General features: G+C 57.8%; 15 protein-coding genes. 11 read left to right on the top strand and 4 right to left on the bottom strand.

What is annotated here, in order from left to right; translation table 11 throughout:
- Positions 1 to 64 precede the first annotated feature (64 nt).
- The 4 genes from folC to purF are packed head-to-tail and all read left to right on the top strand — an operon-like array spanning position 65 to position 4,324.
- Complete coding sequence (gene folC / locus RSQ48_RS09360) at positions 65 to 1,462, top strand: bifunctional tetrahydrofolate synthase/dihydrofolate synthase (protein WP_415301720.1); 1,398 nt, start codon at positions 65 to 67, stop codon at positions 1,460 to 1,462.
- A 38-nt stretch (positions 1,463 to 1,500) separates the two neighbouring features.
- The gene (locus tag RSQ48_RS09355; RefSeq protein ID WP_415301719.1) at positions 1,501 to 2,331 is read left to right on the top strand and encodes an SPOR domain-containing protein; all 831 of its coding nucleotides are present in this window, start codon (positions 1,501 to 1,503) and stop codon (positions 2,329 to 2,331) included.
- Positions 2,328 to 2,816: a CvpA family protein gene (locus tag RSQ48_RS09350; protein WP_003799724.1), complete on the top strand. Its 489-nt coding sequence runs from the start codon at positions 2,328 to 2,330 to the stop codon at positions 2,814 to 2,816. Before RSQ48_RS09355 ends, RSQ48_RS09350 begins: the two co-directional genes overlap by 4 nt.
- 23 nt (positions 2,817 to 2,839) lie before the next feature.
- Positions 2,840 to 4,324 carry an amidophosphoribosyltransferase gene (gene purF, locus RSQ48_RS09345; RefSeq protein WP_059317595.1) on the top strand — a complete coding sequence of 495 codons (1,485 nt, stop codon included), beginning with the start codon at positions 2,840 to 2,842 and terminating at the stop codon, positions 4,322 to 4,324.
- Between the two features lie 397 nt (positions 4,325 to 4,721).
- Here the strand turns inward: purF and RSQ48_RS09340 are convergent, their stop codons facing one another.
- Genes RSQ48_RS09340 through map form a run of 4 tightly spaced genes read right to left on the bottom strand, consistent with a single transcriptional unit; the run spans position 4,722 to position 9,326 of the window.
- Positions 4,722 to 5,222 carry a disulfide bond formation protein B gene (locus tag RSQ48_RS09340; RefSeq protein ID WP_100214794.1) on the bottom strand — a complete coding sequence of 167 codons (501 nt, stop codon included), beginning with the start codon at positions 5,220 to 5,222 and terminating at the stop codon, positions 4,722 to 4,724.
- A 4-nt stretch (positions 5,223 to 5,226) separates the two neighbouring features.
- A complete protein-coding gene (locus RSQ48_RS09335) occupies positions 5,227 to 5,940 on the bottom strand; it encodes a MarC family protein (RefSeq protein ID WP_003799729.1) in 714 nt (237 codons plus the stop codon).
- Between the two features lie 14 nt (positions 5,941 to 5,954).
- Positions 5,955 to 8,519, bottom strand: a complete 2,565-nt coding sequence (locus RSQ48_RS09330) for a [protein-PII] uridylyltransferase (protein WP_415301718.1) — start codon at positions 8,517 to 8,519, stop codon at positions 5,955 to 5,957.
- Between the two features lie 3 nt (positions 8,520 to 8,522).
- Complete coding sequence (gene map / locus RSQ48_RS09325) at positions 8,523 to 9,326, bottom strand: type I methionyl aminopeptidase (RefSeq protein ID WP_059317597.1); 804 nt, start codon at positions 9,324 to 9,326, stop codon at positions 8,523 to 8,525.
- A gap of 785 nt (positions 9,327 to 10,111) precedes the next feature.
- On the opposite strand from map, the gene rpsB reads away from it, so the two are divergent.
- The 7 genes from rpsB to RSQ48_RS09290 all read left to right on the top strand — a co-directional run bounded on the left by rpsB (position 10,112) and on the right by RSQ48_RS09290 (position 16,143).
- Positions 10,112 to 10,861: a 30S ribosomal protein S2 gene (rpsB, locus tag RSQ48_RS09320; RefSeq protein WP_003799736.1), complete on the top strand. Its 750-nt coding sequence runs from the start codon at positions 10,112 to 10,114 to the stop codon at positions 10,859 to 10,861.
- 112 nt (positions 10,862 to 10,973) lie between these two features.
- Positions 10,974 to 11,852 (top strand): translation elongation factor Ts, encoded by an 879-nt coding sequence (gene tsf, locus RSQ48_RS09315; protein WP_039943062.1) that lies wholly within the window; start codon positions 10,974 to 10,976, stop codon positions 11,850 to 11,852.
- A 93-nt stretch (positions 11,853 to 11,945) separates the two neighbouring features.
- The gene (pyrH, locus tag RSQ48_RS09310; protein WP_003799741.1) at positions 11,946 to 12,662 is read left to right on the top strand and encodes a UMP kinase; all 717 of its coding nucleotides are present in this window, start codon (positions 11,946 to 11,948) and stop codon (positions 12,660 to 12,662) included.
- A gap of 19 nt (positions 12,663 to 12,681) precedes the next feature.
- Positions 12,682 to 13,242: a ribosome recycling factor gene (gene frr, locus RSQ48_RS09305; protein WP_003799742.1), complete on the top strand. Its 561-nt coding sequence runs from the start codon at positions 12,682 to 12,684 to the stop codon at positions 13,240 to 13,242.
- Positions 13,243 to 13,267: 25 nt separating this feature from the next.
- Positions 13,268 to 14,032 carry a polyprenyl diphosphate synthase gene (gene uppS, locus RSQ48_RS09300; protein ID WP_415302357.1) on the top strand — a complete coding sequence of 255 codons (765 nt, stop codon included), beginning with the start codon at positions 13,268 to 13,270 and terminating at the stop codon, positions 14,030 to 14,032.
- Between the two features lie 13 nt (positions 14,033 to 14,045).
- Complete coding sequence (locus RSQ48_RS09295; protein ID WP_059317598.1) at positions 14,046 to 14,900, top strand: phosphatidate cytidylyltransferase; 855 nt, start codon at positions 14,046 to 14,048, stop codon at positions 14,898 to 14,900.
- A gap of 40 nt (positions 14,901 to 14,940) precedes the next feature.
- Positions 14,941 to 16,143, top strand: coding sequence for a 1-deoxy-D-xylulose-5-phosphate reductoisomerase (locus RSQ48_RS09290; protein ID WP_003799748.1), 1,203 nt, complete (start codon positions 14,941 to 14,943; stop codon positions 16,141 to 16,143).
- Positions 16,144 to 16,149: the final 6 nt, after the last annotated feature.

Genomic DNA, 16,149 nt, shown 5'->3' with positions numbered 1-16,149 from the left:
AAGGCGTATTGGCTCACGGCAGGTGCTATCATCAGCGCCTGCCGTTTTTATTTTGTAATTGGTGTTGTCCATGACTCATCCTGTTCTGAAAGCCGACTCTTCGCTAAGCGATTGGCTGTCCTATTTGGAAACCTTGCATCCGTCGACCATCGACCTGGGTCTGGGCCGGATTCGCGAGGTTGCCCAACGTCTGAACATCAAATTGGATGGTGTGGTCATCACCGTGGGTGGTACCAATGGTAAAGGGTCGACCTGTGCCATGCTGGAAGCGATTCTGCTGGCCGCGGCCTACAAAGTAGGGGTGTACGCCTCCCCGCATCTGGTGCGTTATAACGAGCGCATCCGCTTAAATGGCGAGATGGCGGAGGACGCGCAGATCACGGCGCAGTTCGCTCGTATCAACGAAGCCCGTGGTGATCTGACGCTCACCTATTTTGAGTTTTCCACGCTGGCTGCCTTGATGCTGTTCCAGGAGCAGCGTGTGGACGTGGCGGTGCTGGAAGTCGGTCTGGGCGGGCGTTTGGACGCCGTCAATATCGTGGATGCCGACTGTTCGATCATTACCAGCATTGATATTGATCACGCAGAATACCTGGGCAATACCCGCGAGCAGGTGGCTTGGGAAAAAGCCCATATTTTCCGTCCCGGTCGTCCCGCCATTTGCGCCGATCCAGTGCCACCACAGACCATGCTGGATTACGCCCAGGAGATTGGCGCCGAACTCTGGTTGTTTGGCAAGGATTTCAACTACTCCGGCGACCGCCAGCAATGGGCGTATGGCGGGCGTAGTCAACGACGGGCTGCCTTGGCCTATCCGGCCCTGCGTGGCGCCAATCAGCTGCTCAATGCATCTGCCGCCCTGGCGGCGCTGGAGTCCTTGCATCCTCGTTTGGCCGTCCCTGCCCAGGCGGTGCGTGCGGGCTTGCTGCGTGCGCATATGCCGGGACGTTTCCAGATTCAGCCAGGTCAGCCTTGTGTCATTTTCGATGTGGCGCATAATCCGCATGCTGCTGCCGCTCTGGCGCAGAACCTGGACAATATGCCTCCTTACCCCAAGACAATTGCCGTTGTGGGTATGTACAAGGACAAGGATGTGGATGGCGTCATCGCACGTCTGGCAAGCCGTATTGACCACTGGATGTGCGCCAGCCTGGAAGGGCCGCGCAGCCTGTCGGGTCACGAGTTGGCGGAGCATGTGCGTACCGTTCTGGCCAGCGATCAGATGCCTGCTGATGTGTTGGCACCTGAAGCGGAAAGCAGCGGGCATCGACCCGGTGTGCGCCCTGTTGCGCGTGCTTCGGTCAGTAAAGCGTCAGCGGTCGTATCCAGTTACAACAGTCCCCGGCTCGCTTACGAGGCGGCATTAAAAGAGGCCGGTGACAATGATAGAATTGTCGTGTTTGGCTCGTTTGCGACAGTAGGGCCGATTCTTGAAGCCGCAAACGAGCGCACATCTTCCTGATTATCGGCAAGACTGCTTATTTCATAGGTCTAGGGCTCATGGGTTTATTTTCACGTAACGATACTTCCTCATCGTCGGGTCGCCGCTCCAGTGCTTCCAGCGATTCACAATTATCGGAACTGCGTGGACGGGCTCGTCGCCGTCTGATCGGTGCGCTGGCGCTGGTGCTGGCCGTGGTGGTGCTGGTGCCCATGCTGACTGCTGACAAAACTCCGCCCGAGCCGGAACAGTCGCTGGCGCTGGGCCCGATTACTCAGCCCGCAGGGCAGGGTACGACGCAGACTCGCCCTGGCGAGCTGGTGGTGCAGGAAAACACGCCCACCCCGGTGATTGAGCAGCCCGACGAACCCTTGGTCGCCGACCCTGCTACCAGTAGCGATGGTGGACTGGCCGTGGTCGATCCCGGCTTGCAAACCGATCCGGCCCAGACTGGCACGCCTGCTGTACCAGCGCCTGAGACTAGCACTCCAGAGCCCGTCAAGCCCGTGGAAAAACCCAAGCCTGTTGAAAAACCCAAGCCAGCTCCCGCCCCGGCTCAAAACGGTCGTACGGATGATGGTTCGTATGCCTTGGCTCTGCTGGAGGGGCGTGTACCCAACAAGCCTGCGCCTGCCGCTAAACCGGCCGCGCAACAAGGCAACTTCATTTTGCAGATTGTCGCCTACTCCAATCAGAACGATGCCCAGTCGCGCCGTGATCAACTGGTATCGGCCGGTGTGACCAATGCCTATGTGGAGACAGCGCAAAGCGGTGGCAAACCAACCTATCGTTTGCGCGTGGGGCCATTCCCTACGCGCGAAGCGGCTCAGGCGGCCCAGGCGCGCTTGCGTTCGCTCGGTTACGAGAACAGTTTTATCTCGGCTAAGTGAGCAGCTTCGACTATATCGTCCTTGGGATTGTGGGTGTGTCAGGCCTGCTGGGCCTGATACGCGGATTGATCAAGGAAGTGCTTTCGCTCAGCGCCTATTTGCTGGCTTTCATGGCCGCAATCTGGTGGGGGCCACGCACATCAGGCTGGATACAAGTCTGGGTAGAAAACGGCTTATTACGTACGGCTTTGGCTTACGGAGCCGTTTTTTTTATGGTCTTGCTGCTGGTGGGGCTGTTGAACATGCTGCTGGCCAGCTTGATCGAGCAAACGGGGCTGACGCCTGCCGACCATGGTTTGGGCGGCCTGTTTGGCGTGGCCCGTGGCGTGCTGCTGGTGCTGATATTGGTCATCCTGGCCGGGCATACCGATTTACCTAAAGAGCCGTGGTGGGAGCAGGCCAAGCTGGCTGAACCTGCAATCCGCGCGGTGCAGTCGATTAAGGCCATGCTGCCGCCGTCTTTGGCAGAATGGCTACCTTATTGAGAACACACTAACGGGAACCAATCATGTGTGGAGTTGTAGGGGTTGTTGCGCGCAGCCCTGTAAATCAGTTGATCTATGACAGTTTGCTCTTGCTGCAGCACCGTGGGCAGGATGCCGCGGGGCTGGCGACCTGGCACGACCAGTTCTTCAGCATGCACAAGGCATTTGGCCTGGTGCGGGACGTATTCCGTACTCGCAACATGCGCTCCTTGCCCGGCAATAGTGGTATTGGCCATGTGCGCTACCCCACGGCCGGCTCCAGCCAGAGCGTGGAGGAGGCGCAACCTTTTTACGTGAACGCCCCCTTTGGTCTGAGCTTTGTGCATAACGGCAATCTGACCAATTGGCGTGAGCTGCGTGAAGAACTGTTCACCATTGATCGTCGCCACATCAACACCAACTCGGACTCCGAGGTTCTGCTGAATGTGTATGCGCACGAGTTGCAGCGTGCCGCTACCGGCCCTGAACTCTCTCAGGACGAAGTGTTTGAGGCCGTGGCTGCCGTGCATCGTCGTGCCCGGGGCGCCTATGCGGTGGTGTCGCAAATCGCGAACTTCGGTCTGGTTGCCTTTCGTGACCCGAACGGGATTCGTCCCTTGTGCCTGGGTCGCAACGTGACCCCGAAGGGTGAAGAATGGATGATCGCCTCCGAGTCCGTAGCCCTGACGGGTTGCGGTTTCGAGCTCGTCCGTGATGTGGAGCCCGGCGAGGCCATCATCGTGGATCTGGACGGTAATCTCAGCAGCCGTCAGTGCGCCGAGAACCCACGCCTGAATCCCTGTGTCTTTGAATACGTGTATTTTGCTCGTCCTGACTCCACGGTCGACGGCGTATCGGTTTATGACGCCCGCTTGTTAATGGGTGAGTACCTGGCCGAGAATGTCGCCAAGAACCTGCGTCTGGCCGATATTGATGTCGTCATGCCTATCCCTGACTCGGCCCGTCCATCGGCCATGCAGTTGGCGGCTCACTTGAACCTGAACTACCGCGAAGGGTTTATCAAAAACCGTTACGTGGGCCGTACCTTCATCATGCCCGGTCAGGAAGTGCGCAAGAAGTCGGTGCGTCAGAAACTGAGCGCCATTCCCATGGAGTTCCGTGGCAAGAATGTGCTGTTGGTGGATGACTCCATCGTGCGTGGCACAACCAGCCGTCAGATCGTGGATATGGCCCGTGCCGCGGGTGCAAACAAGGTGTTTTTTGCGTCGGCCGCGCCACCGGTTCGCTTCCCGAACGTTTACGGCATTGATATGCCTACGGTTTCTGAGCTGATCGCCACTGGTCGCGATGTGGACCAGGTTGCCAAGGAAATTGGGGTGGACGGACTGGTCTATCAGGACCTGCACGACCTGGAGCAATCACTGCGTGATCTGAATCCCCGCTTTGCTGGATTTGAGTCTTCCTGCTTTAGTGGCGACTACGTAACTGGCGATGTGGATGAGGCATATTTGAATCTGTTGGCGGAAGGTCGTAAAAGTGGCCGTGATGTTCCGGATGTGACCGATTAAGCGGATGCCCGCTCGTTGGAGAAAAGCCCGCTCTAAAGCGGGCTTTTTCTATTCCCTGTTCCGGATGCCTTGCGTGTAGGGTGATGTAAATTTTTCTTGTTCGCCAGTAGTGCGCCTGCTTCTTTGGCTTGGTGTCATGTGCTTGGCGTCACGGGCCCCTAATAGGCCTGTTTTCGCTTTTGGGGATTGCTAGGCTCTGACAGGGGTATGGAATCGAGCGCAGCACTTTGCGCGTTCATAGGAGTGCTACGGTTATCCACCCGATGTGCCGATTGACACCGTAGCCGTGGTGCGTAGAGCTGAACTGGGCTGTGCTTTGCTGTGCTTGTGTCAAGGGCAATGCGCTTTGAAAAAAAGCCCTGCAAGACTGCAGGGCTTTTCAGGAGGGCTGGCTGTATCAAGCACGGCGTCGCGTGAGCAGGGTCAGCAGCAAGCCCAGCCCCAATAGCACAAACAGTCCCAGGCTCCAGTAGGCATATTCAATGCCCAGCAGGTCTTGACGGGCATCCATGCAGGAGGCGTAAATACCAAACAGCCAGGGCAGGCTGCTTTCCAGGCCGGACTGGGTGATGAAGCGGTCCGCAAAGGTCTGGTCGCAGCTGAATAAATGCTGTGCGACCGAAACCTGATACCAGGCCGCCAGCACACCGCCCACGCTCGTCGCCAACCCTAGCAGGCTGAACAAGGTGGAGCTGCCCGAATGGCCGAGCTGACGCAGGACGCCGGCCACCAGGCTACATAGACCCAGCACAATGAAAATCAGACGTTGCAGTACGCACCAGGCGCAAGGCGGGATGCTAAAGACGTGCTGCGATAGCAGGGCGATACCCACACCTGCGAAGGCGAGCAGGGCAATCAGATAAAAGGGTGCAGCGGACTGGCGGAAAGAGGCGGCCATGGTATCAAGATGCATTTAAAGAATGGAAGGTAGATGCTTCGTGCAGCAAACCCAGGAAAAGTTCATGGAAACCGGCCCAGGTAATCTGCACGCCCAGGCACAACAGGATGAAGGCGGATAGACGCATCACGACAGCCGTGCCATTTTTACCCAGTTTGTATAAAAACTGGGAGGCAAAGCGCAGGGCCAGAAACACGATGACGCTGGCTGCGGCAATCGCCGGTAAGGCCCCCGCGAGCTTGCTCATGGTGCCGGTGACCGAGTTGTCGTGCAAGGTCGCGCCGACCGTGAGCGCCGCCGATAGCGAGCCAGGGCCGCACAGCATGGGAAAAGTCAGTGGATAGAAGGCTTTGGAGCGAATCTGCTCCCAGGAATAGGACTCGGCCATGTTCTGGGCATGGGCCGCGTCAAAGTCCGAGGCATTGATCAGGCGCCATGCGGTGCCGATCACCAGCAGGCCCCCGCCAATGCGAATGATAGGCAGGGAAATGCCAAAAAAGTTCAGCACGATATTGCCAGCGACCATCGCAATGGCCAGCATGATGAAGATGTTGACGGCCACTTTTTTGGCCAGGCGGGCACGATCGGGCACGCTGGCGCCTTCGGTCAGCGTCAGAAAAATAGGAGCGGCCGCAGGCGGGTTGAGCATGGGCAAGAGCGTGGCCAATGCAAACAGGAAGCTGCGGCTGACATCGGCGAATACGGAGGAGAGTTCCATTAAAGGGGGCGGGCTTATTGAGAAAGGGCTAAACGGACATCGCGCTCCAGGCGCAATTGATGACGGTTGTGTTCGAGGGCGGCGCCACTGAGGATAAAGACGTCTTCGACGCGATCACCCAAGGTCATGACCTTGGCCGAGCGCAGACGTACGTCGTGGCGCTCGAATACCTGGGCGAGACTGTACAACAAACCGCGCCGGTCCGTGGCGCTAAGTGTCAAAATCCAGTCTTGTCCCTGCTCGTCCTGACGCAGGTCCACGGTAGGCTGGATAGGAAACACACGGGCCCGGCGAGAACGAATGTCGCGGTAGGGGTCATGAGCTGGCTCTGAGGGCAGCACTTCCTGCTCCAGTGCCTGACAGAGCTCGGTTTCGATCAGCAACGGGTCGCGTCGCAGCGCATGGTCGTAGGCGGGCAGCATGACAACAAAGCTGTCCAGCGCCCACCCATGCCGGGTGGTGTAGATACGGGCATCCTGAATGCTGACGGACTGGCTGTCAAAGTAGCGGCAGATGCGCAGAAACAGGCCGCTGGCATCCTTGGTATAGACCAGCACTTGCAGGGCGTCGGTTTGTCCGGCCGGCCGTATGCGCACAATGGGCGTCTGGCTGTGCGACTGGTGGTAGAGCTGAATGGTATGCCAGGCGATTTCGCTGGCGTCGTGGCGCAGGAAATAGGGTTTGTCCAGCCACTGCCAGAATTCCTCGCGAGCCTCGTCCAGCAAGCCCGCCAGACGGATTTCCCCTGCGGCATCGCGCTTGCGCTGATCCAGGACGGAAACCCCGTCCTTAGCCTGTCTCCCCAGCGCTGCCAGCGTCAGGTTGTACAGGTCCTCCAGCAGTTTGCCTTTCCAGGAGTTCCAGACGGTCGGACTGGTGGCGCGGATGTCGGCGACGGTCAGCAGGTACAGCGCGGTCAGGCGTCGTTCCGTTCCCACGGTCTGCAGGAACTGGAAGATGACATTCGGGTCGCTCAGATCGCGTTTCTGGGCTACCTGAGACATGGTCAGATGTTCCCGCACCAGAAACACCACCAGTTCCGCGTCCACGGGTATCAGATTGTGATCCAGGCAAAACGCCAGTGCGTCCTGTGCGCCCAGTTCGGAGTGATTGCCACCACGGCCTTTGGCGATGTCATGGAACAGGGCGGCAATGTAGAGCAGCCAATGACGGTCAAAGCCGCTCATCAACTGATTGGCCATGGACAACTCTTCGCTGTGCTCGGCCATGGTGAAGCGGCGCAGATTGCGTATGACCTTCAGCGTGTGCTCGTCCACGGTGTAGGCGTGAAAGAGGTCATGCTGCATTTGTCCGACCACGCGCCGGAAAACCGGCAGGTAGCGGGGAAGCAGATTCAGTAGATTCATCAGCCGCAGGGTATGCACAATCCCCTTGTTCTGTTGCAGGATCTCCAGAAACAGGCGTCGATTTTTGGGCTCGGCCCGAAACTTGGCGTCGATCAGCCGCCGTGCATGCCACAGGGCCCGCAAGGTGTCGGCCTTCAGGCCGCGCAGATTGGGCTGCTGCTGCAAATGCAGCATGGCCACAAAGATCAGCGACGGGTCCTGCTCGAAGCCGTCGGGCTGGCGCAGCTCAAGCTGGCCGTGATGAATCTGGAACTGGCTGTCCAGAATGATCGGGTCCTGATCGGTTTGCGGAAATAAATGTTCCTCAATGCTGCGCATCAGGATCAGATTGAGCTGGCTGACAATTTTGGCGACCCAGTAGTAGCGCTGCATCAGCAATTCACTGGCGCGGCGGGTGGCGGTGGGCTGGAAACCGTAGATTTCTGCCAGACGCGGCTGAAGATCAAACAGCAGCCTGTCTTCGGCACGGCCCGTTAACAGATGAAGCTCAATGCGCAGGCGCTTGAAGGCTTGCTCGACGCGTTGCAGGGCGTTCAGTTCGGATTCGGTCAGTAATTCTGACTGGGCCACAGCCGCCCAAGTGCGTCCCAAGCCGGCGGCCCGGGCCATCCACAGCAGTACCTGCAAATCGCGCAGGGCACCTGGAGACTCTTTGCAATTGGGCTCCAGCGAATAGGGGGTGTCCTGCAGATGGGCATGACGTTGCTGCTGCTCGGCCTGCTTGGCCAAGAAGAAGGCCTGCGGGTCCATCTGGCTTTGTAGCTGCCGTTGGGCGTGGCGCAGCAGGAGTGATGAACCCGCCAGCCAGCGACTCTCCAGCAAGGCGGTTTCCGTTGTGATGTCCTGGCTGGCCTGTTCCAGACATTGAGCGGGCGTGGCCACATTGTGGCTGGGTGCCAGCCCGATGTCCCACAGAGCGGCAACCAGAGCCTGAATGCGATCAATATCCTGCGCATTAGGTTCGCGCTGCAGGAGGATCAGCAGGTCTACGTCCGAATGCGGGTACAGTTCGCCGCGCCCATACCCGCCCAGAGCCGCGAGGCTGGCCTGGCGGGGCAGGGGATAATGCTCCAGCAACTCACGTAGGCCCTGATCGCAAATCCTGCACAGGCTCTTGAGCAAGCGGTCGCAATGCAGATCCTGTCTGAAGCGCTCGTAGGCCCGAGCCCGGCGGCCAGCAATTCTGTCGCGAAGCTGGGCCAGGAAAGACATGGTTCAGGCCTTGTTGATGATGGCTGGAGGGGCCGGCATGCCGGGCGAGACTGTCAGCACTTCGTAACCGGTGTCGGTCACCAGGACTGCGTGCTCCCATTGGGCTGACAGGCTGTGGTCGCGGGTCACCACCGTCCATTGGTCGGCCAGGGTGCGCAGTTCACGACGACCGGCGTTGATCATGGGCTCAATGGTGAAAATCATGCCCGGTTCCAGTTTTACACCGGTGCCGGGCTTGCCGTAATGCAGCACTTGCGGGTCCTGGTGGAATTTCTGGCCCACGCCGTGTCCGCAGTATTCGCGTACGACGGAAAAGCCCTGCTTTTCGGCGTGCTGTTGAATGGCGTGACCAATATCGCCCAGCGTGGCGCCCGGCTTGACCTGGTCAATGCCCAGCCACATGCATTCGTAGGTGGTCTCGGTCAGGCGGCGGGCCAGGATGCTGGGTTCGCCCACGTAGTACATGCGGCTGGTATCGCCAAACCAGCCGTCCTGGATGATGGTGACGTCCATATTGAGAATGTCGCCATTTTTCAACACTTTATCGCCAGGAATGCCGTGGCAGATCACGTGGTTGACGGAGGTGCAGATAGAACCGGGAAAAGGCGGGTAACCGGGAGGCGCGTAGCCAACTGTGGCGGATTTGACTCCCAGCTCATTGATCCGCTCCATGCACAGACGGTCCAGTTCGCCCGTGGTGACACCTGCTTTGACAAAGGGGGTCAGGTAGTCAAGGATGGATGCCGCCGTCTGGCAAGCGGCGCGCATTTTTTCGAGATCAGTGGGGTCTGTGACGAGAATACTCATAGCAACTTGAACAGGTCTATTGAAAAATAGTAGAATTATAGGCTTTTGTGAATTTTGCAGTTGTGCGCTGGGTCGGTTTAGCCCCGCTTTGGCTCATTCGGACGGTTTGGTTAATCCGAATAAGTGGCTTAAAGAAGAGCCGGAAGGGAGCCCGAACAACGGGTTTCAAACAACGGCGTGCAACAACAGGGCTTGCAAACAACAGCTTACCCGGCAACGGGTGCCAAGCAACAGCCGCCAGGCAAAGCGGGCCACAGGTTGATCCTTCAGGCTTGCTGGCTTGTAGACGCTGGCAGGACCAGGAAAATACGGCCGGACAAGTGCTTGGATCAAACTCAGGCTTTATCCAGTCTGCCCGGACTAGCCGGAACTGAGATAAACGTGCTGCTGTTTTAAAAAGAAGCGTGTTGTGTAGCACAGGCATGATTCACAACGAATATATGGTCAGCCAGCGTTGCCAGGCCTTGCAAGAGCAACTTGGGCAACGCCCGGTTCTTGTTCGGGCGGTGCTGGCTAGGCAATCCTCTAGGATACACCTGCAAACCCGGTGCTGTATGCAGGCGGTGGCCAGAAAAGTTACAGATTTGGGTCTGGGTGGCGGACGTGTGGTCCGTTACAAGGTGCAAATCCGTTGTAGTGCAGGCGTATGCCCATGTTGGGCTGCGTTTTTATGTTTTAAGTTGTAAATCGCGTGATTGCCCGTCTCGGGGTGTCTGGAATGCAGCCTAGGCTGCGGCCCTTACCGGATACCGGGCAGTTACAAGACCAAACCCTTGGAGAACTTTATGTCTTTGATGCGTGAAATGCTGGAAGCCGGTGTGCACTTTGGCCACCAAACTCGTTACTGGAATCCCAAGATGGCTCCGTTCATCTTCGGTCAGCGTAACAACATCCACATCATCAACCTGGAAAAAACGGTTGTTCAGTACGAAGAAGCAACCAAATTCTTGCGTCAACTGGCCGCTCGTGGCGGCAACGTGCTGTTCGTAGGCACCAAGCGTGCTGCTCGCGAACTGGTGGCTGCTGAGGCCGAGCGTTGCGGTATGCCTTACGTTGACAGCCGCTGGTTGGGTGGCATGATGACCAACTTCAAAACGGTCAAGACTTCCATCAAGCGTCTGAAAGAAATGGAAGGTCAGATGGCTGAAGGCCGTCTGGAAACCATGAGCAAGAAAGAAGCCTTGATGTTCGAACGCGAACTGGAAAAGCTGAACAAGGCCATCGGCGGTATCAAGGACATGAACAACCTGCCTGACGCCCTGTTCGTGATCGACGTCGGCTACCACAAGATTGCCGTGGCTGAAGCCCGCACGCTGGGTATCCCCGTTGTGGCCGTGGTTGATACCAACCACTCCCCAGAAGGTCTGGATTACGTGATTCCTGGTAACGATGACTCGGCCAAGGCAATCGCTCTGTACGCCCGTGGCATGGCTGACGCCGTGCTGGCTGGCCGCGAGCAGAACCTGAACGGTCTGGTTGAAGAAATTGCCGCTGACGAAGAGTTCGTTGAAGTTCAGGCTGACTCTCAGGAGTAACAGGCTCACGGCTGCCTGTCAGACGCCATAAGTTGTCATGGCAGGCAGTTACAGTGACCTTTCGTATCGCCCCGGCTTGGCCGGGGCACGTTCTACAGAATTGGAGAAAACCGTGGCTCAAATCACCGCATCGATGGTTAAAGAATTGCGCGAGAAAACCGACGCGCCCATGATGGAATGCAAAAAAGCACTGACTGAAGCCGACGGCGATATGGCTCGTGCTGAAGAAATCCTGCGCGTGAAGCTGGGCAGCAAGGCAAGCAAGGCAGCTACCCGCGTTACCGCTGAAGGCCTGGTGTCGGTCTACATCGCTGAAGATGGCAAGACCGGTTCCGTGGTTGAAGTGAACTGCGAAACGGACTTTGTCGCCAAGAACGATGATTTCATCGGCTTTATCAACGATATCGCTCAGTTGGTTGCCAAGAATAATCCTGCTGATCTGGCCGCTCTGGCTGAATTGCCACTGGCTGACAGCAACGTTGAAACCGTGCGCGCCGCTCTGGTGGGCAAAATCGGTGAGAACATCTCGATCCGTCGCTTCCAACGCTACGAAACAGCTGGTCAGCTGGCCAGCTACGTTCACGGTGGCAAGATCGGCGTGCTGGTGGATTTCGCCGGTGGCGACGAAGAAGTGGGCAAGGATCTGGCCATGCACATCGCGGCAACTCGCCCCAAAGCCATGGACGCGTCGGGTGTTGACGCTGCCGAAATCGAAGCTGAGCGCTCTGTGGCAGCTCAGAAAGCAGCTGAATCCGGCAAGCCTGCTGATATCGTTACCAAGATGGTCGATGGCGCTGTAGCCAAGTTCCTGAAGGAAGTGACGCTGCTGAGCCAGCCTTTCGTCAAGAACGACAAGCAAAGCGTGCAGCAAATGCTGGACGAGAAAAAAGCATCGATCGCTGGCTTTACCCTGTACGTAGTGGGTGAAGGCATTGAGAAGCGTGTTGAGGATTTTGCCGCTGAGGTAGCAGCCGCTGCCGGCCAAGCCTAATCCAGCTTGTTTTTTCAGGGCAGGCACCGTAGTGGCGGTGCCTGCCCTGCTGCTTTACACTCTCTTCTGTCTTCGTCACTTGGAATCCCACCCATGACTACCCCTCATTACAAACGTGTTCTGTTGAAGCTCTCCGGCGAAGCGCTGATGGGCGAGGACTCGTTCGGTATTAATCGCAGCACAATCATTCGTATGACGGAGGAGATCGCCCAGGTTGCCCAGTTGGGGGTACAACTGGCTATCGTGATTGGCGGGGGCAATATCTTTCGCGGCATCGCTCCGGGTGCCCAGGGCATGGATCGTGCGACAGCCGATTACATGGGCATGATGGCCACCGTCATGAATGCCCTGGCCTTGCAAGATGCCTTAAAGCACCGTGGCCTGGATGCCCGGGTGCAATCCGCCCTGAATATTGAACAGGTCGTAGAGCCTTACATTCGTCCCAAGGCGCTGCGTTATCTGGAAGAAAACAAAGTTGTTATTTTTGCGGCTGGTACGGGCAACCCGTTCTTCACCACGGACACGGCAGCGGCTCTGCGCGGCGCCGAAGTGGGAGCGGAAATCGTACTGAAAGCCACCAAAGTCGATGGCATCTACAGTGCCGATCCCAATAAAGATCCAGGCGCGACTCGTTATTCGCGTATCAGCTTTGACGAAGCGATCGTGCGTCGTCTGGAAGTGATGGACGCCACGGCCTTTGCGCTGTGTCGCGACCAAAAACTGCCCATTAAAGTGTTTTCGATCAACAAGCCCGGTGCGTTGACTCGCGCGGTCTCTGGCGAGGACGAGGGCACCCTGGTTCACGTTTAAAGTTATAGGAATTTAGTCCATGAGTCTTTCCGAGATCAAAGCATCGACCGACAATCGTATGGGCAAGTCCATCGAGTCTCTCAAGACGGGCCTGGCCAAGATCCGCACAGGCCGCGCCACTGCGGGCTTGCTGGATCACGTGCAAGTGGAGTACTACGGCTCTATGGTTCCCGTCAGCCAGGTGGGCAATATCACGGTGGTGGATGCCCGCACGCTGAATGTGCAAGTGTGGGAAAAGCATATGGCCGGCCCGATTGAAAAAGCCATTCGCGACAGCGACCTGGGATTGAACCCGATTTCCATGGGCGAGAGCATTCGTGTTCCCATGCCTGCCTTGACCGAAGAGCGTCGTCGCGATCTGGCCAAAGTGGTGCGTAGCGAAGGTGAAGATGCCAAGGTCGCCATCCGTAATCTGCGCCGTGATGCCAATGACACGCTCAAAAAGCAAGTCAAGGACAAGGAAATCTCCGAGGACGAGGAACGTCGTGCCCAGGACGAGGTCCAGAAGCTGACCGACAAGTATGTTGCCGAGGTCGACAAGTTGATCGCCCAGAAAGAAGCCGAGATCATGACGGTCTAACGGCTTTTGCACAGGTGGCTAGGTGATTTCATTCAGTTCTACCCAAACGATTCCGGAACACGGTCAGGTTCCTGGCCACCTGGCGATTGTCATGGACGGCAATGGACGATGGGCGACCCGTCGTCTGTTGCCTCGCACGGCAGGGCACTTGCGGGGTGTGCAAACTGTCCGGCGTGTTGTTGAAGCCTGTGGCGAGCTTGGCGTGCGCTATCTGACCCTGTTTGCGTTCAGTTCCGAAAACTGGCAACGCCCTGCGGAAGAGGTGTCCCTGTTGATGGGCCTGTTTGTCAAGATGCTGCAAAAAGAAGTGGCAACACTGAAAAAAAACGGCGTCCGACTTCATGTTATTGGCGAATTGTCTGCGTTTAGTGAAGAGTTGCGCGGCCTGATTGCCGACGCTCAAGAGCAGACTCGCGATAACGACACCTTACATTTGACGATTGCCGCCAACTACGGCGGTCGTTGGGATATTTTGCAGGCGACGCAAAAAGCATTGGCTGCCAATCCCCAGCTGGTCGATCATCCCGAACAACTGGATGAGGCCCTGTTCAGTCCCTACCTGGCGATGTCCTACGCTCCTGAGCCGGATCTGTTTATCCGCACGGGGGGCGAGCGCCGTATTTCGAATTTTCTGATCTGGCAGATGGCCTATACCGAGCTGTATTTCACAGACGTGTACTGGCCGGATTTTGACCGGGCGCAGCTTGAACAGGCCTTTGAGTGGTATCGTGGGCGCGAGCGGCGCTTTGGGCGCACCAGTGCCCAGGTGCAGGGTACCCTCGCGCCTTGACGGAGCCTAGTCTATGTTGAAACAACGAGTCATTACCGCCCTGTTCCTGCTGGTCATTCTGGGCGCGGCCATGCTCGCTCCCGTACGCTGGCCTTTGCTGGCGATTTTTGTGCTGATGAGCACCTTGGCCTGCTGGGAGTGGGAGCGTTTGAGCCTGTCTCAGGCGCAGCAGCGCTGGGCCTGGCCGCTGGCCTTGCTCAATGGTGCCCTGATGCTGTGGCTCAGTGTGTACTGGTATGAAACCGGTCCGCAGGGGCAGGCTGCTGACCTGGTGTACCGGGGGCTTGTACCAATAATGGCGGCCTTGTGGGTGGTGGGTGCCACTGGGCTGGTGCTGCAAGGTCAGGCCACACAACGTGCTCAAGGTGTTTTGCTCAGTGTGATGGGCGTACTGGCGCCCCTGGTCGCCTGGGCCAGTCTGTATTTGTTTCTGCATACGCAGGGCATGGTCTATGTGCTCTCCCTATTGGTCCTGATCTGGGTGGCGGACATCGCCGCTTACTTTGCGGGCCGTGCCTTTGGCAAAGCCAAGCTGGCTCCGCGTGTCAGTCCCGGCAAGACCTGGGCCGGGGCAGTGGGTGGTATGGTTGCCGCTTCCGCCTGGATGCTGATCAGCGCCAATTGGCCCGGGAGTTTTGGTGCTGATGTGATGCAGCGCTGGGGCTGGGTGGCCACGGCGGTATTGGGTGTTGCCCTGGCCGCCCTTTCCATCGTGGGTGACTTGTTCGAGTCTTTGCTCAAGCGCCGTGCTGCAGTCAAGGATTCCAGCCAATTGTTGCCTGGCCATGGTGGCGTATACGATCGTATCGATGCCTTGTTGCCGGTTGCTCCTGTGGCCTTGTTGTTAAGTGGGGCGTGGCTCTTTTAGTCCGGTGTGACTTGGACGAGTATGCGTCAAGGAAGAACTCATGAGTTTCCAGCAAGTATGTGTGTTAGGGGCCACTGGCTCTATTGGTGTCAGCACACTTGATGTGATTGCTCGTCATCCTGATCGGATGGCGGTATATGCCTTGAGTGGCCATAGTCGCATGGAGCTGCTCGCCCAACAGGCTCAGGACAGTGCGGCTCGCGTTGTTCTGGTGCCGGACGAGGCGGCTCGCAGCCGTTTTCTGGATGCATGGCAGGGTGGTGCTTTGCCGGAAATCCGGGTAGGCGCACAGGCGCTGGCCGACACGGCTGCCGACCCCCAGGTAACGACCGTCATGGCGGCCATTATTGGCGCGGCTGGTTTGCCTTCGGCCTTGGCCGCCGCGCGTGCCGGTAAGCGGGTATTGCTGGCTAATAAAGAGGCCTTGGTCGCCGCAGGACGTATTTTCATGCAAGCTGTGCAAGAGGGCGGGGCACAGTTGATGCCCATCGACTCCGAGCACAGTGCCATTTACCAATGTCTGGCGGGCGAACTGCCTGCCGAGCCTGGCCAGCCGGTTGCCGGCTTGCGTCGTTTGTTGGTGACGGCTTCGGGTGGGCCCTTTCGCTCGCGCGCACTCTCTGAGCTGGAGACGGTTACACCGGAGCAGGCATGTGCTCATCCCAACTGGAGCATGGGTCGCAAGATTTCGGTGGATTCGGCCACCATGCTCAACAAGGGTCTGGAGGTCATCGAGGCGCATTGGCTGTTTTCTGTGCCCGTTGACCAGATTGATGTGGTGGTGCATCCGCAAAGCGTGATTCACTCCATGGTCGAGTATATAGACGGTTCCGTCATGGCGCAGTTGGGGCAGCCTGATATGCGTACGGCGATTGCCTATGGTCTGGGCTTTCCGGAGCGCTTGTACAGTGGCGTGGGTCTGCTCGATCTGGCCACGATGGGACGCCTGGACTTTGAACAGCCCGATTTTCAACGTTTTCCCTGCTTGAAGCTGGCGTATGAGGCCTTGCGCGACAGTCAAGCCGCCTGTGTGACCCTGAATGCGGCCAATGAAATTGCCGTGGACCGTTTCCTGGAAAGACAGATTGGCTATACTCAAATTCCGGCAGTGATCGAGCACTGTCTGGACAAGCTCAATGGCCGGGCCAGTCAGGCTTTGGATGCCCTGGATGGGGTTCTGGCACTGGATAGCGAGACACGGTCACTGGCGCTGGACTATTGTCGATTTTCAGCGCGTATTTAACAGGAA

This window comes from Alcaligenes sp. SJTW-7, assembly GCF_047716895.1.
Lineage (GTDB): Bacteria > Pseudomonadota > Gammaproteobacteria > Burkholderiales > Burkholderiaceae_B > Alcaligenes > Alcaligenes ammonioxydans.
This window is presented reverse-complemented; position numbering and strand designations above follow the sequence as displayed.